Source organism: Pseudomonas sp. QD4, assembly GCF_049199125.1.
Taxonomy (GTDB): domain Bacteria; phylum Pseudomonadota; class Gammaproteobacteria; order Pseudomonadales; family Pseudomonadaceae; genus Aquipseudomonas.
Genome location: NZ_JBLZOM010000002.1, coordinates 1,732,024 through 1,749,167 on the forward strand (window position 1 = coordinate 1,732,024; position 17,144 = coordinate 1,749,167).

Consider the following 17,144-nt stretch of genomic DNA (forward strand, 5'->3'; position numbering starts at 1 on the left):
TATCGGGCCTGACTGCGCTGGCCTGATCGAACACCGGGCAGTGGCCGCGCGCTGAACGGCGCTCGGCGGCTACAGGCCGGGGTCTACCCGCTTGCCGATATCCCGCAGGCGGGCCAGTTGGTCGACCATGGTCGGCGCCTCGTCCAGGCTGCTGACAAAGGTCCACAGGTAGGTCATCACCGCATACACATGGCCGGCCTTGACCGCTGGCGACAGGGCCAACTGGCTGATGGCGACCACAAACAGCGCCGCCGCCACCGTGCCGATAAACAGGTAGGCCACCGCTTCGCGGTCCGAGAGCCGGATACGCAGGCGTGACAACACCCGGTAATGGCGCTGCAATGACGCCGCGCCGACCCGGGCGACCATGCCGATCTCTTTTTCCAGCCGGTCATTGAGCCGCTCGTGCAGTGCCTGGTTGCGCCGGGCAAAACGCGGCAACAAGGCGCAGCACAGGATCAGCGCCAGCAGGCACGCCAGGCCGATCCACGGCTCGATCAGCGCCAGCATCGCCGCTGCGCCGACAATCGAGACCAGGGCGGTGGCGATGGTCGGAATGTGTTTCTCGAAGAAATCGACGAACTCCCGCGCCAGCACCACCCGTGCCGCGGCGGTGGACGTGTCCTGATTCAGCAGGCGCTGGTTGAGGATCACCGGCACCGCGAGGTCGGTGTAGATGCGGGTGAAGGTCCGGGTGTCCACGGCGCGTCGCGCGGCACCGACCACCCAGAACGCCAGCACCACCACCGCGTACACCAGGGCGCTGCCGGTGTCGCCGCGAATGATCGAGTCCACCGCAAAGCCGGCGAACAGCGGGTAGGCCAGGAGCAGGGCATTTTCCAGGGCCACCAGGCTCAGGGTGAAAAACAGTTTGCCGGGGTACGCCCGGGCGATGGCCTTGAGGGTTTGGCCAGCGGATTGCTGACCGATCTTTTTGCTTTCATCCACAAGAATTTGCGACGTAACGGCTGACATGGGTGCACCGAAGGGAAGATAAACGCTAATATTGAGCGACTGCTCAATTATCTTTGAGCGATCGCTCAAAAAGCAAGCGCCGTCCATCCAGCGGCGTCCGGAGGCAAGCCCCATGTCGCGTATCGACCGTAAAGACCAGATCATCGCCGCCGCCCTGGAGCTGTTTCGCAGCAAGGGTTTCGCCGATGTGTCCACCCGGGATCTGGCAGAACACGCCGGTTTGTCCCGCAGCCACGTCTACCACTACTTCAGCGACTGGAATGAACTGCGCCGTGAGGCCTTCGTGCGCTTTGCCGACGAGCAGCTTGAAACTGCGCGCCAATCCCTGGCTGGTGCCGCGCCGCTGGAAGCGCTGCAAGGCTTCCTGCGCGACTGCCTGCCCGACTCGGCGGACGCCGGCTGGGCGCTCTGGCTGGACGCCTGGGACGAGGCCATGCACGACGCGCCCATGGCCGAGGCGTACCTGAAGATCAACGGCGAATGGCAGGCGATGCTGGCGCACATCATCGAGCAGGGAGTGGCCGATCAAGTGTTTTGCTGCCAGAACGCCGAACGCGCAGCGCGCCAATTGTTCGCCCTGACCATGGGCTATGCCGATGACCTGTTGTTGCAGCCCTCGCATGCGGCGGCGGCAGCGGCTTTGGACGAAGTCATGGAGGTGGCGCGGCTGGTGCTGAAGATCCGACTAGTCGACTGATGCTGGGGTTCGCCTGATCTTGTCTGCCTGATGCCGTTTTTTATGCTTGCTGAAACGTTTCTTCAGCGCTATAAAAATTGCACAACTCCAAGAAAGGCAACTTCCATGACTCCGCTTAAACTGTTTGTCACCCTGGGCGCGCTGACGGCCGCCTCCCACGCCATGGCCTGGGACTATGTACTGCTCGACACCGACAAGGCCGCGCAAAACCTGCACATCACCAGCCAACAGCTGGGGCTCAAAATCGACAAACCCTTCTCTGTCACCCTGCGCACCCTGCACGGCGGGCGCCAGGAAGGGGTGAGCATTGTCGACATCGATAACGGCGCGATGAAACTCTCGGTCGTCCCCACCCGTGGCATGAACGTCCTTCAGGCTTCCGTAGGCTCGGTGCGCCTGGGGTGGGATTCTCCGGTCAAGGAAGTGGTCAATCCGGCCTTTATCGAGCTCAACGGCCGCGGTGGCCTGGGTTGGCTCGAAGGCTTCAACGAGCTGGTCACCCGCTGCGGCTACGAATGGGTCGGCCATCCGGGGATGGATAACGGCGAGCTGCTGACCCTGCATGGCCGGGCGGCGAATATTCCGGCGAACAGAGTCACCCTGCACATCGACGAAAAGCCGCCCTATGCCATCAGCCTGCGTGGCGAGCTCAAGGAGCAGGCGTTCAAGAAGGTCGACTTCACGGTGGTCACCGAACTGCTGACTGAACCCGGCAGCGTGAGCTTTGCCCTCAACGACACCCTGACCAACAACGGCGATTACCCGAAGGAATACCAGGCGCTGTACCACAGCAACTTCAGCACACCGTTCCTTGAAGAGGGCGCACGTTTTGCCGCACCGGTGAAGCAGGTCTCGCCGTTCAACGACAAGGCCAAGGCGGACCTGGGGCAGTGGCAGACTTATCGCGGCCCAACCCGCGACTACGACGAAACCGTCTACAACGTGGTGCCTTATGCCGATGCCAAGGGCGAGACCCTGGCCGTGCTGCACAACAAGGCCGGCAACCTTGGCGTCTCCCTGGGCTTCAACACGCAACAGTTGCCAGTGTTCTCGCTGTGGAAAAATACCGACACCCAGGGCCAGGGTTATGTCACCGGCCTGGAGCCGGGCACCAGCTTCTCCTACAACCGTCGCTACCAGCGCCCGCTGAACCTGGTGCCGACCATCGGCGCCAAGGAGCAGCGGCAGTTCCAGATTCGCTACAGCCTGCTGGCGGACAAGCCGGCTGTGGATAAGTCCCTGGCCCGGATCACCCAAATCCAGGACGGACGCCAGACTGAAGTGCGGCCAACGCCCCTGGTCGACCTGTCCAAGGAGTGATCAGACACTGCTGGCGCTGGGGCGGTATTGCAGTGCTTCCGCCAGGTGCTCGCGACTGATCTGTTCGCGTTGCTCGAGGTCGGCCAGGGTCCGGGCGACATTGAGCAGGCGATGCGCGGCGCGCAGCGACAGGGTCAAACGTTCGCAGGCGTTCTCCAGCCAATGCTCGTCGGCTGTGGATAACCTGCAATGCGCGCGCAGCTTCGGCAAATCGAGAAAGGCGTTGGCGCAACCTTGGCGTTGCTGCTGGCATTCCCGGGCCTGTGCCACCAAGGCGGCGGCGTGGGCAGTGTCTGCCCCGGGCTGCGGGGTGGGGTTCAAGGCGGTGGTTTCCCGGGCGACGGTCAGGTGCAGGTCGATTCGGTCGAGCAGCGGGCCCGAGAGCTTGTTGCGATAGCGCTGGATCTGCTCCGGGGTACAGCGACAGCGGCCGCTGGGTTCGCCCAGGTAGCCGCAGGGGCAGGGGTTCATCGCCGCCACCAGCTGGAAGCGCGCCGGAAAATGCACCCGATCCCGGGCGCGGGCGATCACGATTTCGCCCGATTCCAGCGGTTCTCGCAGCACCTCCAACACCTTGCGGTCGAATTCCGGCAGCTCATCGAGAAACAGCACCCCGTGATGGGCCAGGGTGATTTCTCCGGGTTGCGGTTTCGAGCCTCCACCCACCAGTGCCGGCCCGGACGCGGAGTGGTGTGGCTGGCGAAACGGTCGTTGTGGCCAGTGGCACAAGGGGATGTGGCTGGCGACCGACTGAATCGCCGCCACTTCCAGTGCCTCCTGTTCCTGCAATGGCGGCAGCAGGCCGGGCAAGCGGCTGGCAAGCAGGGTCTTGCCGGTGCCTGGCGGGCCGCTGAACAGCAGGTTATGGGCACCTGCCGCCGCCACCAGCAGCGCCCTTTTGGCCGCCAGCTGGCCCTGGACTTCATTCAGGTCGGGGTAAGGGCGGTCCGCTTGCAGCAAACCATTGGAAACAAACGGCTCGATCGGCGCATGGCCATTGAAATGCGCCACCGCCTCCAGCAGATGGTCGACCGCGATCACTTTCAGGCCCGATGCCAGGCAGGCTTCTTCGGCATTCGCCCGCGGTACCACCAGCGTGCGTCCGGCGCTGCGCGCGGCCAGGGCCGCCGGAAGCACGCCGCGCACCGCGCGCACGGCGCCGGATAACGCCAGCTCACCCAGGCATTCGACTTCATCCAGCGCCAGGCTGGGCACCTGCACGCTGGCGGCGAGAATGCCCAGGGCAATCGCCAGATCGAAGCGTCCGCCGTCCTTTGGCAGGTCGGCCGGTGCCAGGTTGAGGGTGATGCGCCGTGCCGGAAAGTTGAAACCCGAGTTGATGATCGCGCTGCGCACCCGGTCTTTGCTTTCCTTGACCGCGGCTTCCGGTAGCCCCACCAGGGTCAGCGCGGGCAGGCCGTTGGCCAGGTGCACTTCGACGCTGACCGCCGGTGCCTGTACGCCGACTTGAGCGCGGCTGTGGATGATCGCCAGAGACATGAGCCCTTCCTTGGTGAGGCCCATGCCGCGTCCTGCGGCGGGCGTTACAAGGATAGTTGGCGTGGCGCCGGCGGCAGCCGGGCAATGCTCACAGGATGTGTCATCCCGGTGAGTGGTCGCCCCTGACCTGGGCCTGGCCGGGCCCTAGATTCCCGCGCAGCCGGTCATTCGGTTGGCGGGTTGAGCCGGGCTTCGAGTTCGCTGACCTTGGCTTCAAGGCTTTCCAGGCGGGCGCGGGTGCGGGCCAGCACCACCATTTGGCTGTCGAATTCTTCGCGGCTGACCAGGTCCAGTTTGCTGAAGCCGCTTTGCAGCAGGGCCTTGAACTGGCTTTCGATTTCATTGCGAGGCAGCGGGGTGTCGCCGCTGAACAGGCGGGAGGCGTGGCCGCTCAGGGCGTCGAGAAGGTCTTTGGGCGCGAGCATGGGAAGGTCCTGAAAACTGATGGCGCGCAGTGTATCACGCAGCATTCGCAGGCACGGACGAGGGCAGGGACGCACGTTTTTCGCGCATGGCGCTGCGCGGCGACGCACCGTTTTTGTGCGTATCTGCGGCGGTGATGGCGAGCTGATACTGGCGATCGTCGGCAAGGGGTTGAAATCAGGGGCTTTTCAGGAGCTGGCAAGGTTTCTGCTTAGGAGCTGATGACCCATGCACTGATGCAGTCGCTGTGACGAATGCAGTGCGGCAGACGTAGCGGGAAGTGTTTCGTCAGGAGCGGTTAGCTGGTGTCGGTCTGGCAGCGGAAGGCCGACGATGCGTTACAAAGCCAGGCACTGCGCTTAGACTTGAGTCGGGTTTGTTTTCCTGGGGCAAGTCCACCAATTCGGGAGAGAGTTTTCATGAAGCTAGTCACTGCCATCATCAAGCCGTTCAAGTTGGACGACGTGCGCGAGTCGCTGTCCGAGATCGGCGTGCAGGGCATTACCGTTACTGAGGTCAAAGGCTTCGGTCGGCAGAAGGGCCACACCGAGCTGTATCGCGGCGCGGAATACGTGGTCGATTTCCTGCCCAAGGTGAAGATTGATGTCGCCATTGACGACAAGGATCTTGACCGGGTTATCGAGGCGATAACCAAGGCTGCCAACACCGGCAAGATCGGTGACGGCAAGATCTTCGTGGTCAATCTGGAACAGGCTATTCGCATCCGTACCGGCGAAACCGATACCGACGCAATCTAAGCCGCCAAACCCCAACGCCCCAGGAGAAAACAATATGACTCTGCGTAAATTCGCAGGGCTAGGAGCCCTGTTGTCCCTCGTAATGCCCAGCCTGGCCATGGCGGCAGACGAAGTGGCGGCTCCAGTCCTCAACTCCGGCGACACCGCCTGGATGCTCACCTCGACGGCCCTGGTGCTGTTCATGACCATTCCCGGCCTCGCGCTGTTCTACGGCGGCATGGTGCGTTCGAAAAACATTCTGTCGGTGCTGATGCAGTGCTTCGCCATTACCGGCCTGATCAGCATCCTGTGGGTCATCTACGGCTACAGCATTGCCTTCGATACCACGGGCATGGAACAAGGCGTCGTCAACTTCAACTCGTTCTTCGGCGGCATGGGCAAGGCGTTCCTTGCCGGTGTCACTCCGTCCAGCATCACCGGGCCTGCGGCGCTGTTTCCCGAGGCGGTGTTCATCACCTTCCAGATGACCTTCGCGATCATCACTCCGGCGCTGATCGTCGGTGCTTTCGCCGAGCGCATGAAGTTCTCCGCGATGCTGATCTTCATGGGCGTCTGGTTCACCCTGGTTTATGCACCGATCGCGCACATGGTCTGGTCCGGTAACGGCGGCCTGATGTGGGACTGGGGCGTACTCGACTTCGCTGGCGGCACCGTGGTGCACATCAACGCCGGTGTGGCTGGCCTGATCGCCTGCCTGGTACTGGGCAAGCGCAAAGGCTTCCCGACCACGCCGATGGCTCCGCACAACCTGGGTTACACCCTGATGGGCGCGGCCATGCTGTGGGTCGGCTGGTTCGGCTTCAACGCCGGCTCCGCTGCCGCCGCCAACGGCACCGCCGGCATGGCGATGCTCGTGACTCAGATCGCAACCGCTGCCGCGGCCCTGGGCTGGATGTTCGCCGAGTGGCTGACCCACGGTAAGCCAAGCGCCCTGGGTATCGCTTCGGGTGTGGTTGCCGGCCTGGTGGCCATCACTCCAGCCGCTGGCACCGTGGGCCCGATGGGCGCCCTGGTGATCGGCCTGGCCGCTGGCGTCGTGTGCTTCTTCTGCGCCACCAGCCTGAAACGCAAACTGGGCTACGACGACTCCCTGGACGCCTTCGGCGTGCACGGTATCGGCGGTATCCTCGGCGCGATCCTCACCGGTGTGTTCGCTGCTCCGTCGCTGGGTGGCTTCGGCACCGTGACCGACATCGCCGCACAGGTCTGGATCCAGTGCAAAGGCGTGGGCTTCACGGTGATCTACACCGCGATCGTCACCTTCATCATTCTCAAGGTGCTGGATGCCGTCATGGGCCTGCGCGTGACCGAGGAAGAAGAAGCGGTCGGCCTCGACCTGGCGCAACACAACGAGCGCGGCTACAACTTGTAGGTTCGCGAAAAAAAATGCCCGGCTTGCCGGGCATTTTTTTGCCCGGCGTTTGTCACTAACGCAAGGCTGAAAGGTTTTTTCCCCGGCGAGTCCAGGGGTTTGCCGTCGCTATTTTTCCCTGGCCAATTGCTTACAGCGCAGGGCGAGTATTAGGCGCTTTGTTTTTTCCCAGAGCGCGCTAGAATGCGCGCCGAATGTGCGGAGAACTGTATGTGGCAACAGACTCTGATTACCCTGCGGGCAAGGCCCCGAGGCTTTCACCTGGTAACGGACGAATTGCTCGCCGGCTTGCCTGAGTTGAAGGCCTGTCGGGTCGGTCTGTTGCATCTGTGGCTGCAGCATACCTCGGCCTCGTTGACCATCAACGAGAACGCCGATCCGGCGGTTCGACGTGACTTCGAGCGTTTTTTCAACGGGCTGGTGCCGCAAGGTATGGCCGGGTATGAACATAACGACGAAGGCGCGGACGACCTCCCGGCGCACTTCAAGGCCAGCCTGCTGGGCTGCCAACTGAGCTTGCCGGTATCGGCAGGGCGCTTGGCGCTAGGCAGCTGGCAAGGTGTTTATCTGGGCGAGCATCGAGATCATGGCGGTGCCCGTAAAGTCCTTGCCACCTTGCACGGTGATAAGGCATAAGCCGCTGGTTACCAGCGGATGTTGATTTTTTTCCAGCGACCTTCGACAGTCGGCTCAGCTGGGCTATAACTAATCTGCTTTTCGCAAGTCATGAGGTAGAACATGAGCGACGATGATCTGGAAAACGACGACCTCGAAGTAGGCGACGAAGACGAAACCGAAGAAGGTCTTGAAGCGGCCGCCGATGACGTGGTCGAAGACGATGGTGGCGATGCTCCCGCGCCGACCGCCAAAGGCAAGGCCAAGGCTGCCGTATCGGTAGACGAGCTGCCGAGCGTCGAGGCCAAGAACAAAGAGCGTGATGCACTGGCGCGTGCCATGGAAGAGTTCCTGGCCCGTGGCGGTAAAGTGCAGGAAGTCGAGGCCAATGTGGTCGCTGACCCGCCCAAGAAGCCTGACAACAAGTACGGTAGCCGCCCTATCTAAGGCGCCTGCCCCGAAAAAGCCCGCCGTCGCTGCGGGTTTTTTTTGGCGCGCAAAAAAGTGGAGAGACGCAGCGAGAGGCAGCGGCAAGCTGTAAGCCGTCAGCTTGGAGCTTGGAGCTTGGAGCTTGGAGCTTGGAGCTTGGAGCTTGCGGCTTAGCCCTATCTCCAGCGGCCGAGGAGGGCGGGGAGCTCGGTCAGGCTGCGGATCTCGGCGTCGGGTGCGCGCTCGGCCTCCCAGGTTTTGCCGCCGGGATTGAACCAGATGGCCCGCAAGCCTGCCTGTTGGGCGCCGGCGATGTCGTCGCCGGGGTGGTCGCCGATATGTACGGCGCTGTCTGCTGTCGCCCCGCCCCGCTGCAGGGCCTCGTGGAACAGGCGCGCATCGGGCTTGGCGATGCCGATGTCTTCAGCGCACAAGGCGAACGTGAAGTAGTCCGCCAGGCCCAGGCGGCGCACGTCGGCATTGCCGTTGGTGACCACGCCCAGGGCGAAATGGTTGGCCAGGGCTTCCAGGGTCGGCACGACTTCGGGAAAGATCTGCAACTGGTGCCGGGCGTGCAGGAATACCTCAAAGCTCTGATCGGCCAGTTGATTGGCCTGGACCTGGTCGTACCCGGCTTCTTCCAGGGCATGAAACAGCACGCGGCGGCGCAGGGCGCTGATGCGGTGCTTGAGGCTCGGATCCTGGCCCAGCACCCGTTCGCGAATGGCCCACAGATGCTCCACCGGCACACCGCCCAGGTTGGGCGCGTGTTCGGTCAGCCACTGGCGCAGGGTGGCTTCGGCGCTGACGATCACCGGCGCGGTATCCCACAGGGTGTCGTCGAGGTCGAAGGTGATCAGCTTGATGGTCATTGCTCACCGCCTTTGGTGCGTTTGGCCCGAGGATGGGCGCTGTCGTAGACCGACGCCAGGTGCTGGAAATCCAGGTGGGTGTAGATCTGCGTGGTCTTGATGTCCGAGTGGCCCAGCAGCTCCTGCACCGCGCGCAGGTCCTGGGAAGACTCCAGCATATGGCTGGCGAACGAGTGTCGCAGCATGTGCGGGTGCAGGTTCTGCCCCAGTTCGCGCTCGCCCGCAGCCTTGACCCGTAGCTGGATCGCCCGCGGGCCAAGACGCCGGCCCTTCTGGCTGACGAACACGGCATCGTCCGCCGGATTGCTCAGGGCCCGCAGGGGCAACCACAACTGCAGCGCCTCGCGGGCCTTCTTGCCCACCGGCAGGACCCGGGTCTTGCTGCCCTTGCCATGCACCTGGACCAGGCCGTCCGCCAGGTCCAGTTGGTCCAGGTTGAGCCCGGTCAGCTCCGACAGGCGCAGGCCCGAGGAGTAGAACAGCTCCAGGATCGCCTGGTCGCGATGGGCCAGGAAATCGTCCTCCACGGCGCCGTCCAGCAGTTGCAGGGCGCGGTCGGTGTCCAAAGTCTTGGGCAGGCGGCGTTCGCCCTTGGGCGGCGCCAGGCCATTGGCCGGGTCGTGGTTGCACAGGCCTTCACGGTTCAGATAGTGGTAGAGGCCGCGCACCGCCGACAGCAGGCGCGCCAGGCTGCGGGATGATTGTCCCTGCTGATGCAGGCGGGCGACCATGCTGCGCAGGGCCTGGATGTCGAGAGTCGCCCAACTGGCGACCTGCTGCTTGGCACACAGGGCCAGCACTTTGTTCAGGTCACGGCGGTAGGCTTCCAGGGTATGGGGCGACACCTGGCGCTCACTGCGCAGGTGCTCGCAGTAGGCGTCCAACTGCCGTTCCATGCTCAGCGTACCGAGCGCAGCGAGTGGGTGAAGCGCGGCAGGAGTCGACCCAGGACTTCGGCGATATAACTCAGAAACAGCGTGCCCACCGAGCTCTTGTAGTGCTGCGGGTCACGGCTGGCGATGGCCAGTACGCCGTGCACGCCCTGATGGGCAATGGCGACCACGGCGGTGGAGCCGATCTGCTTGCGCTGTTCTTCGCCGAACAGGAAGTCCAGCTCATGCTCGCGCAGGCTGCCGCTGACGCTCTTGCCCTCGGTGAGCAGGCCGCCAATGGCGGTCTGGGCCTCGCCGGCACTGACCCAGCGACCCACCGGCATGGCGTTGTCGCCAAACAGGATCAGGCTGACAAAGGGCACCTGAAAATCCTGGCGCAGGCTGTCTTCGACACTCATCACCAGGTCTTCGAGGCTGGTGGCATCCATCAGCGCCAGAATCAGGCGGCGGGTCTTTTCGAACAGCCGGTCGTTGTCGCGCGCCACATCCATCAATTGCGAGAGGCGGTGACGCATCTCGATGTTGCGTTCGCGCAGGATCTTCATCTGCCGCTCCACTAGCGAGATGGTGTCGCCACGCTGGTGGGGAATACGCAGGGCCGGGAGCAGTTCTTCGTGTTCGACGAAGAAATCCGGATGAGCCTCAAGGTAGGCGGCAATGGCCGCTGCCTCCAGGCTTTCGGAAGGGGATTCGTCGGGCTTTTCGGCTGGAACCTGAGGCTGGTCGGTCATGGGGTTCGCTCACTCATAGACGCACTTGTCCTTCGTATACGCGTACTGCCGGGCCGGTCATCATCACCGGTTGGCCTGGGCCTGCCCATTCGATGGACAGGCGCCCGCCTGGCAGGTCGATCAATAGCGGCGAATCCATCCACCCCTGGCTGATCGCGGCCACTGCGGCTGCGCAAGCTCCGGTACCGCAAGCCTGGGTTTCCCCGGCCCCACGTTCCCAGACCCGCAGCTGCGCGCGCTGGCGGTCGATGACCTGGAGAAAACCGACATTGACCCGGGCCGGAAAGCGCGAGTGATGTTCGATTTTCGGGCCCAGCTCGTGCACCGGCGCGTTGTTGATATCGTCGACTCGCAGCACCGCGTGGGGGTTGCCCATGGACACGGCGGCCAGCTCGATCTGTTGGCCGTCGACATCAAGTGGGTAGCTCAAGGCCTGGGCCGGCGCGTCAAACGGGATCTCGGCCGGAACCAGGCGCGGGGCGCCCATGTTGACGCTGATCTGCCCGTCGTTGCGTATATCCAGCTCGATGATGCCGCTCTTGGTCTCGACCCGGATCTGGCGCTTGGTGGTCAGGCGCTTGTCCAGGACAAAGCGCGCGAAGCAGCGGGCACCGTTGCCGCACTGCTCCACTTCGGAGCCGTCGGAGTTGAAGATCCGGTAGCGGAAGTCCACATCCGGGTTGCTTGGTGCTTCGACAATCAGCAACTGGTCAAAACCGACACCGGTGTGGCGGTCGCCCCATTGCTTGGCGTGTTTGGGCAGAATGTGCGCGTGCTGGCTGACCAGGTCGAGAACCATGAAGTCATTGCCCAGGCCGTGCATCTTGGTAAAACGCAGCAGCATGGCTTACTCCGGCAGCAGGCTTTCGCCAGCAAACAACTCGGCTACCGTCTCGCGGCGACGCACTTCAACAGCCTGGTCACCATCGACCAACACTTCGGCGGCGCGGCCGCGGGTGTTGTAGTTGGAGCTCATGACGAAACCGTAGGCACCGGCGGAATGCACGGCCAGCAGGTCGCCTTCTTCCAGCGCCAACTGGCGTTCCTTGGCCAGGAAGTCCCCGGTCTCGCAGATCGGGCCGACGATGTCGTAGGTCCGTGGCTCGGCATCCCGAGGACGCACGGCCGTGACGTCCATCCAGGCCTGGTACAGCGCCGGGCGGATCAGGTCGTTCATGGCGGCATCGACGATGGCGAAGTCTTTGTGTTCGGTGTGCTTGAGGTACTCGACCTGGGTCAGCAGGACCCCGGCGTTGGCGACAATGAAGCGTCCGGGTTCGAACACCAGGGCCAGGTCGCGGCCGTCGAGACGCTCGCGCACGGCCTTGACGTAGTCGGCCGCCAGCGGAGGTTCTTCATCGCGATAACGCACGCCCAGGCCGCCACCGAGATCGATGTGGCGCAGGTAGATCCCGCAATCGCCGAGGCGATCTACCAGGTCCAGCAGGCGGTCGAGGGCGTCGATGAAGGGCGCCAGGGTCGTCAGTTGCGAACCGATATGGCAGTCGACACCCACCACTTCCAGGTTCGGCAGTTGTGCGGCGCGGACATAAACGTCTTCGGCGTCGGCGATGGCGATGCCGAACTTGTTTTCCTTGAGACCGGTGGATATGTACGGGTGGGTGCCGGCATCCACATCCGGGTTGACCCGCAACGATACCGGGGCCCGCACACCCAGCTCGGCGGCCACGACCTGCAGGCGCTCCAGCTCGTCGGTGGATTCGACGTTGAAGCAGTGCACCCCGACTTCCAGGGCGCGGCGCATGTCTTCGCGGCTTTTGCCGACACCGGAGAAGACGATTTTGTCGGCGCTGCCACCGGCGGCCAGAACCCGTTCCAGCTCGCCACGGGAAACAATGTCGAAACCGGCGCCCAGGCGAGCCAGGACGTTCAGAACACCAAGGTTGGAGTTGGCTTTTACCGCAAAGCACACCAGGTGCGGCGTGCCGGCAAGGGCATCGGCGTACGCGAGGTATTGGGCTTCGATATGCGCTCGGGAATAGACATAGGTTGGCGTGCCAAAGCGTTGGGCAATGGCGGACAACGCTACACCTTCCGCGAACAGCTCACCGTCGCGGTAGTTAAAAGCGTCCATGTTTTGCCCTTAGTAGGAGTCGTGCTTGTGCGACTGCGATTGCGACTTCGCTTGTTCTTCAGGGGACTTGCTGTCATCGGGGAGATACAGCGGACCTTTTTGACCACAGGCAGTAACGAGGCAGGCAACCGCGACGAGCGCAGCAAGGGAAGAGATCAGGCGCTTCATGGCGAAATCCTTGAGAATGCGTTAATTGCGCCCGAGTATACCGGCCACCTTGCAGCTTGCCTATGCGGCGCGGCTCCCGTCCGGCGGGCCTTTGCCCGCGGCGCCCGGGTGTCGGCGGGCGGGCACGGAAATAATTTGCATGGCCTTTGTGCCCTTGATCGGTATCCTTTGCATTCGCCTGGATGCCTCCGTATCTTGCGGCGCTTGAGCGTGAGTAGACACTTTTTGAGGTTGCCACAATGAGTTTGACTGAAGCCCGTTTCCACGACCTGGTCGATACGACCCAGCAGATGCTGGAGGATATTTTCGACGAGAGTGACCTGGACATCGATCTGGAGAGCTCGGCCGGTGTCCTCACCGTCAAGTTCGAAAACGGCAGCCAGGTGATCTTCAGTCGCCAGGAGCCTTTGCGTCAGCTGTGGCTGGCGGCGCGCTCCGGTGGGTTCCACTTCGACTACGACGAAGAAAGCGAGCGCTGGATGTGCGACAAGAGCGAAGAGCAGCTGGGCGAAATGCTCGAGCGGATCGTCGAAGAGCAGGCAGATATCAAGCTTGAGTTCGAAGGGCTCTGAGACCGTGACCCAGACCGCGCCGGTGCGTGCCCCCAAGCCGCTGTACAGCAATATCAGCCCGGCGGTGGCGTCGCCGTGCATCAGCCTGTGCCGCCTGGACGAAGAGAAAGTCTGCCGCGGCTGCTTTCGCCATGTCGAAGACATCCGCGAATGGCGCTCGGCCGATGACCAGCGGCGGCGCGATATCTGCGCCCAGGCGCTGACACGCCGAAATGCGGCAGCCGACCTCGGCTAGGGTCTGTGGCCGGCGGCTTGTTTATTTATTGTGCTGTGGTAGTGTCCGGTTACGCCTCGCCACATCGAGGTCTGTGAGAACCCCGTCTTATTTGGCGGGGTTTTGCTTTTTTGTGCAGAAAAAAGGAGTCTGCCTGGATCATGAGCACCGCACCTACCATCATCCTCACCCGCCTTGACGTGCAACGTCTGGAGCGCCTGATCGACAGCCTGGACGACTCGCTGCCTGGCGTTATCGCGCTGCAAACCGAGCTGGATCGCGCCGAAACACTGGTTGGTCACGATGAAGTCCCAGCGGGTGTCGTGACTATGAACTCGCGTGTGCATTGCCGTGAAGAAGGCAGTGGCAAGGATTACCACCTGACCCTGGTGTACCCGCAGGACGCCAATGCCGACGAAGGCAAGATTTCAATCCTGGCCCCGGTCGGCAGTGCGCTGCTGGGTTTGCAGGTGGGTCAGCACATCGACTGGCCGGCGCCGGGCGGCAAGACTCTGAAGCTGGCACTGCTGGAAGTGGAATACCAGCCTGAAGCGGCCGGCGACTTCCATCTCTGAAGCCCCCTAGACCTGCTCGAGCGCGTCGTTCAGTGCGCGCTCCAGGTCAGACTTGTAGCGCAGGTACAGATTGCTCGGGCTTTGTGCATCGCCCAGCAGGCCCGACAGATCCAGATCGGTGATGTAGCAGCGATAACGCTGCGTCTCGTGCCGCTGCTCGACGATTTCCCGGGCGACCACGCTGAACAGCTGGTCGCCATGCTCCAGTTCGGAGAACTCCCGCTGATTGCAATACAGGGTGACCTGCACCTGGCCCGGTGCAGCCTTGCCGATGATTGCCTGCACGTCATAAAACGGCTTGTCCACCGGGGTCAGCGGCGCCGGGCGCGGTTCCACGCGGCGCGCCCGGCCGCTGCCCGACGGCAGGATCTGGTAGTACCAGGCTTCCAGTGGCGCTACCGGCTGGCTGGCATCCATCGGCAACAGCGCGTCCCGGCGATACAGAATTGACTGCAGAAAGCGTTGCAACGGCACCAGCAGGCTCTGCTCGTCGTGGTAAGGCAGGCGCTGCTGCCAGAGGGCATTGAATTCATCGAGCACGTAGAGTTCGGCTTCGCTGTCGATGATCCGATAGAACACCTGGATGCACTCGGGCTGGCCCATGGGCAGGACCAGCGCCAGGTCCTGATCCTCCAGGGCCATCGGGTCCAGGTGCAGCGGGCTGTAACTCAGCTGTTCTTCGCCGAGGTAGGCTAACAGCGCCGGCAGGCTTGCCAGGGCCACATGGTTGACCTGCCCCGGCACCAGCTCCAGCACGTGGTAATGCTGCTGCACCTGGATCAGGTAGCGATGGTTGAGCTGGCTGAGCAACAGGTTCTGCGCCATGTCGAAGATTTCTTCGACGCGCTGGGCGATGAACTGGGCGCGGTTGTGGCAGAAACAACGCACCCGCAGCCGTGGCTGGGTGCCGCGCGGCAGGTTGTTGAGGTAGTCGCGCAGGCAGTCGAGCAGGGCATGGGCGCCGTCGTAGCGGCTGACCATCACCTCGTTCCAGCTATTGAGCGTGACCTGGTCGAGGGTCAGCACCAGGTTTTCCCGGACCCCGGCATAACTCAGGGAGTCGGTACGCTCGGTGGTCATCAGGATATTCAAGTCGCGGTGATGCTTGAGCGGGTCGACGCCGATATTCACCAGCACCAGCACCTCGCTGGGCACGCTGGCATGCAGCAACTGCTCTTCGCTGACCGTGGTCAGGGGCAGGGCGATGGTTTGTTGCAGGCTGCCCAGCAGGTTGAACAGCTCGAATTCGCTGAGGTCGCTGGTGCCGGGGTGCAGGGCCAGGCGTGTAGTGCTGTCGATCACGCCGTTGCGATGGCACCAGGTCAGCAGCTCCAGCAGCTCGCGGCTGCGCTTGATCGGCGCGAAATTTTCCCATTCCAGGGCGCTCAGGCTGCCGTTGTACAAACCCCAATGGGATTGCCCGGGTTCCTTGCGGTTCGGCGACTGGACCAGGGTCAGGGTGTCTTCGGCCAGGTCCGGGGCGATCCCCGGGTTGATGAATTCGATCTTCCCGGCCTTGCGCTCGAAGGCCGCGTACAGCCTGCGCCCGAGCACATTGAGGTCGCGCTTGTTGATCAGGCTGACGGTCTGCTCGGTGCGGGCGAACTGGGTCAGGAAGCGGTAGCTGTAGTTCAGTTCGTTGACCAGCGCTCGGCGCTCGGCGCTGACCTGGCGCACCTTCCACTGGCTGCGACTGTCGAGCATGGCCAGCTGGCGCTGGTCCCAGCCCCATTCATTGGCCAGGCGTTCGAGCAACAAGCGTTGCCAGCTTGGGTTGCGTGCGCCGCTGCCGCTGCTGAGCTTGCGATTGACCTTGAGGTACAGGCTGCGTCGCACCAGCTCCAGGCGTTCGGGTTCGGCGCGGGCCTTGAGGTATTCCTCGATACGCCGGTAGACCACGATGTAGGGGTCCAGCTCGTCCAGGTCCAGGCGGTTGGCGAACACCGCCTGCTTGAAACGCAGGCTCAGGCACTCGACCTTGGGGTGCTCGCTGGCATAGACCTCGGTCAGCAGCAGCTTGAGGACCGACTTGTACGGTGACTCGATGCCCTTGAACAACTGCCACAGCCCGGCGCCAATGAATTCCCCAGGGGGGATGCGCGCCAGGTGGCCGAGGTCGAGGTTCTCCTCAGCCGGCACAAAGCGCTTGGACAGCAAGGTTTGGGTGTACTGGGCGTAGCGGGTTTCCTCATACACCGGCACCAGCCACCACAACGGGGTGCGCCCGGCCAGCCAGATCGCGGTGCGATAGAACTCGTCGAGCAGCAGGTAGTGCTGGGTGGTGCCGCAGTCGTCGGAACTCAGCTGGGTATCGCGCTCGCCGCGCACGAAGCGGCTCGGATCGATCAGGAAGAAGTGCGCCTCGGCGCCCTGGCTGTCGGCCCAGGCTTCCAGCAGCTGGCATTTCTTGCGTAGCTCGGCGAGCTCGCTGTCGCTCAGGTCCGGTGCGTGGCAGACCCAGACATCCATGTCGCTCTGGTCGGCCTGGGCCAGGGTGCCCAGGCTGCCCATCAGGAACAGACCATGGATCGGTCGCGGCGGATTGCCGTGGCGTGCCTTGTAGGAAAACGAGCGGGTCAGGCGCTGGGCTTCGGCCAGGGCCTGGGCGTCGGGTTCGTAATTGGACAGCCCGGCCGGGGTGCTGCCGGAAACATAACCTGGCAGCAGCGGATGATTGACGTGGAAGAACAGCGGCAGCAGGTTGAGCACGCCCTGCTGGCGTGGCGACAACCCCTCCATGGCCCGGGCCATGCGGCCTTCATTGAGCTTGAGAAAACGCGCACGCAGTTGGCTGAGAACCTTGCGGTCGATTCCCTCGTCCAGATCGGGGCGGATTTCATGGGTGCGGGTCATTGCTAACGGCTCGCGCAGCTCGAACGTGGGAGGTATCGGTCGCTCGGCAGTTTACAGCCAGACGGGGCAGGCCTTAAGTCGA

The 17,144-nt window shown here is 63.2% G+C and carries 19 protein-coding genes; 9 read left to right on the plus strand and 10 right to left on the minus strand.

The window, feature by feature from the left end:
* Positions 1 to 69: 69 nt before the first annotated feature.
* Positions 70 to 975, minus strand: coding sequence for an ABC transporter six-transmembrane domain-containing protein (locus ACOZJV_RS18940; RefSeq protein WP_421548228.1), 906 nt, complete (start codon positions 973 to 975; stop codon positions 70 to 72).
* A 112-nt stretch (positions 976 to 1,087) separates the two neighbouring features.
* On the opposite strand from ACOZJV_RS18940, the gene ACOZJV_RS18945 reads away from it, so the two are divergent.
* Positions 1,088 to 1,672: a TetR/AcrR family transcriptional regulator gene (locus ACOZJV_RS18945; RefSeq protein ID WP_421548229.1), complete on the plus strand. Its 585-nt coding sequence runs from the start codon at positions 1,088 to 1,090 to the stop codon at positions 1,670 to 1,672.
* A gap of 105 nt (positions 1,673 to 1,777) precedes the next feature.
* Positions 1,778 to 2,992: an aldose 1-epimerase family protein gene (locus ACOZJV_RS18950; RefSeq protein ID WP_078470474.1), complete on the plus strand. Its 1,215-nt coding sequence runs from the start codon at positions 1,778 to 1,780 to the stop codon at positions 2,990 to 2,992.
* Here ACOZJV_RS18950 and ACOZJV_RS18955 read toward each other — a convergent pair whose 3' ends face one another.
* Positions 2,993 to 4,492 (minus strand): YifB family Mg chelatase-like AAA ATPase, encoded by a 1,500-nt coding sequence (locus ACOZJV_RS18955; RefSeq protein WP_421548230.1) that lies wholly within the window; start codon positions 4,490 to 4,492, stop codon positions 2,993 to 2,995. It lies immediately after the preceding gene.
* Between the two features lie 164 nt (positions 4,493 to 4,656).
* Positions 4,657 to 4,917 carry an accessory factor UbiK family protein gene (locus ACOZJV_RS18960; protein ID WP_078470486.1) on the minus strand — a complete coding sequence of 87 codons (261 nt, stop codon included), beginning with the start codon at positions 4,915 to 4,917 and terminating at the stop codon, positions 4,657 to 4,659.
* 417 nt (positions 4,918 to 5,334) lie between these two features.
* On the opposite strand from ACOZJV_RS18960, the gene glnK reads away from it, so the two are divergent.
* The 4 genes from glnK to sutA all read left to right on the plus strand — a co-directional run bounded on the left by glnK (position 5,335) and on the right by sutA (position 8,107).
* Positions 5,335 to 5,673 carry a P-II family nitrogen regulator gene (gene glnK / locus ACOZJV_RS18965; protein WP_002555808.1) on the plus strand — a complete coding sequence of 113 codons (339 nt, stop codon included), beginning with the start codon at positions 5,335 to 5,337 and terminating at the stop codon, positions 5,671 to 5,673.
* A 34-nt stretch (positions 5,674 to 5,707) separates the two neighbouring features.
* A complete protein-coding gene (locus ACOZJV_RS18970; protein ID WP_078470487.1) occupies positions 5,708 to 7,045 on the plus strand; it encodes an ammonium transporter in 1,338 nt (445 codons plus the stop codon).
* Positions 7,046 to 7,255: 210 nt separating this feature from the next.
* Entirely contained in the window at positions 7,256 to 7,681 is a 426-nt protein-coding gene (locus ACOZJV_RS18975) for a secondary thiamine-phosphate synthase enzyme YjbQ (protein ID WP_020295986.1), read from the plus strand.
* 102 nt (positions 7,682 to 7,783) lie between these two features.
* Positions 7,784 to 8,107, plus strand: coding sequence for a transcriptional regulator SutA (sutA, locus tag ACOZJV_RS18980; RefSeq protein ID WP_020295985.1), 324 nt, complete (start codon positions 7,784 to 7,786; stop codon positions 8,105 to 8,107).
* Positions 8,108 to 8,265: 158 nt separating this feature from the next.
* Here sutA and ACOZJV_RS18985 read toward each other — a convergent pair whose 3' ends face one another.
* The 6 genes from ACOZJV_RS18985 to lptM are packed head-to-tail and all read right to left on the minus strand — an operon-like array spanning position 8,266 to position 12,848.
* On the minus strand, positions 8,266 to 8,961 hold the full coding sequence (locus tag ACOZJV_RS18985) for an HAD family hydrolase (RefSeq protein ID WP_201128549.1): 696 nt from the start codon (positions 8,959 to 8,961) through the stop codon (positions 8,266 to 8,268).
* Positions 8,958 to 9,857: a tyrosine recombinase XerC gene (gene xerC, locus ACOZJV_RS18990; RefSeq protein ID WP_201128547.1), complete on the minus strand. Its 900-nt coding sequence runs from the start codon at positions 9,855 to 9,857 to the stop codon at positions 8,958 to 8,960. The genes ACOZJV_RS18985 and xerC overlap by 4 nt, the downstream gene beginning before the upstream one ends.
* 2 nt (positions 9,858 to 9,859) lie before the next feature.
* Entirely contained in the window at positions 9,860 to 10,585 is a 726-nt protein-coding gene (locus tag ACOZJV_RS18995; RefSeq protein WP_020295982.1) for a DUF484 family protein, read from the minus strand.
* Between the two features lie 13 nt (positions 10,586 to 10,598).
* Entirely contained in the window at positions 10,599 to 11,429 is an 831-nt protein-coding gene (gene dapF / locus ACOZJV_RS19000) for a diaminopimelate epimerase (protein WP_421548231.1), read from the minus strand.
* A 3-nt stretch (positions 11,430 to 11,432) separates the two neighbouring features.
* Entirely contained in the window at positions 11,433 to 12,680 is a 1,248-nt protein-coding gene (gene lysA, locus ACOZJV_RS19005; protein ID WP_078470492.1) for a diaminopimelate decarboxylase, read from the minus strand.
* Positions 12,681 to 12,689: 9 nt separating this feature from the next.
* On the minus strand, positions 12,690 to 12,848 hold the full coding sequence (lptM, locus tag ACOZJV_RS19010) for an LPS translocon maturation chaperone LptM (protein WP_020295979.1): 159 nt from the start codon (positions 12,846 to 12,848) through the stop codon (positions 12,690 to 12,692).
* A 239-nt stretch (positions 12,849 to 13,087) separates the two neighbouring features.
* Between lptM and cyaY the strand changes: the two genes are divergently transcribed.
* From cyaY to rnk, 3 genes are all read left to right on the plus strand, one after another.
* A complete protein-coding gene (gene cyaY, locus ACOZJV_RS19015) occupies positions 13,088 to 13,420 on the plus strand; it encodes an iron donor protein CyaY (protein WP_020295978.1) in 333 nt (110 codons plus the stop codon).
* A 4-nt stretch (positions 13,421 to 13,424) separates the two neighbouring features.
* Entirely contained in the window at positions 13,425 to 13,655 is a 231-nt protein-coding gene (locus ACOZJV_RS19020; RefSeq protein WP_078470493.1) for a DUF1289 domain-containing protein, read from the plus strand.
* Between the two features lie 140 nt (positions 13,656 to 13,795).
* Positions 13,796 to 14,209, plus strand: a complete 414-nt coding sequence (gene rnk / locus ACOZJV_RS19025) for a nucleoside diphosphate kinase regulator (RefSeq protein WP_020295976.1) — start codon at positions 13,796 to 13,798, stop codon at positions 14,207 to 14,209.
* A gap of 6 nt (positions 14,210 to 14,215) precedes the next feature.
* Here rnk and ACOZJV_RS19030 read toward each other — a convergent pair whose 3' ends face one another.
* Entirely contained in the window at positions 14,216 to 17,062 is a 2,847-nt protein-coding gene (locus ACOZJV_RS19030; protein ID WP_421548232.1) for a class I adenylate cyclase, read from the minus strand.
* Between the last annotated feature and the right edge of the window lie 82 nt (positions 17,063 to 17,144).

What these genes read in the sequence shown, in the direction of transcription:
- ACOZJV_RS18940 (WP_421548228.1), bottom strand. Translation starts at nt 975, where the DNA reads ATGTCAGCCGTTACGTCGCAAATTCTTGTGGATGAAAGCAAAAAGATC.
- ACOZJV_RS18945 (WP_421548229.1), top strand. Translation starts at nt 1,088, where the DNA reads ATGTCGCGTATCGACCGTAAAGACCAGATCATCGCCGCCGCCCTGGAG.
- ACOZJV_RS18950 (WP_078470474.1), top strand. Translation starts at nt 1,778, where the DNA reads ATGACTCCGCTTAAACTGTTTGTCACCCTGGGCGCGCTGACGGCCGCC.
- ACOZJV_RS18955 (WP_421548230.1), bottom strand. Translation starts at nt 4,492, where the DNA reads ATGTCTCTGGCGATCATCCACAGCCGCGCTCAAGTCGGCGTACAGGCA.
- ACOZJV_RS18960 (WP_078470486.1), bottom strand. Translation starts at nt 4,917, where the DNA reads ATGCTCGCGCCCAAAGACCTTCTCGACGCCCTGAGCGGCCACGCCTCC.
- glnK (WP_002555808.1), top strand. Translation starts at nt 5,335, where the DNA reads ATGAAGCTAGTCACTGCCATCATCAAGCCGTTCAAGTTGGACGACGTG.
- ACOZJV_RS18970 (WP_078470487.1), top strand. Translation starts at nt 5,708, where the DNA reads ATGACTCTGCGTAAATTCGCAGGGCTAGGAGCCCTGTTGTCCCTCGTA.
- ACOZJV_RS18975 (WP_020295986.1), top strand. Translation starts at nt 7,256, where the DNA reads ATGTGGCAACAGACTCTGATTACCCTGCGGGCAAGGCCCCGAGGCTTT.
- sutA (WP_020295985.1), top strand. Translation starts at nt 7,784, where the DNA reads ATGAGCGACGATGATCTGGAAAACGACGACCTCGAAGTAGGCGACGAA.
- ACOZJV_RS18985 (WP_201128549.1), bottom strand. Translation starts at nt 8,961, where the DNA reads ATGACCATCAAGCTGATCACCTTCGACCTCGACGACACCCTGTGGGAT.
- xerC (WP_201128547.1), bottom strand. Translation starts at nt 9,857, where the DNA reads ATGGAACGGCAGTTGGACGCCTACTGCGAGCACCTGCGCAGTGAGCGC.
- ACOZJV_RS18995 (WP_020295982.1), bottom strand. Translation starts at nt 10,585, where the DNA reads ATGACCGACCAGCCTCAGGTTCCAGCCGAAAAGCCCGACGAATCCCCT.
- dapF (WP_421548231.1), bottom strand. Translation starts at nt 11,429, where the DNA reads ATGCTGCTGCGTTTTACCAAGATGCACGGCCTGGGCAATGACTTCATG.
- lysA (WP_078470492.1), bottom strand. Translation starts at nt 12,680, where the DNA reads ATGGACGCTTTTAACTACCGCGACGGTGAGCTGTTCGCGGAAGGTGTA.
- lptM (WP_020295979.1), bottom strand. Translation starts at nt 12,848, where the DNA reads ATGAAGCGCCTGATCTCTTCCCTTGCTGCGCTCGTCGCGGTTGCCTGC.
- cyaY (WP_020295978.1), top strand. Translation starts at nt 13,088, where the DNA reads ATGAGTTTGACTGAAGCCCGTTTCCACGACCTGGTCGATACGACCCAG.
- rnk (WP_020295976.1), top strand. Translation starts at nt 13,796, where the DNA reads ATGAGCACCGCACCTACCATCATCCTCACCCGCCTTGACGTGCAACGT.
- ACOZJV_RS19030 (WP_421548232.1), bottom strand. Translation starts at nt 17,062, where the DNA reads ATGACCCGCACCCATGAAATCCGCCCCGATCTGGACGAGGGAATCGAC.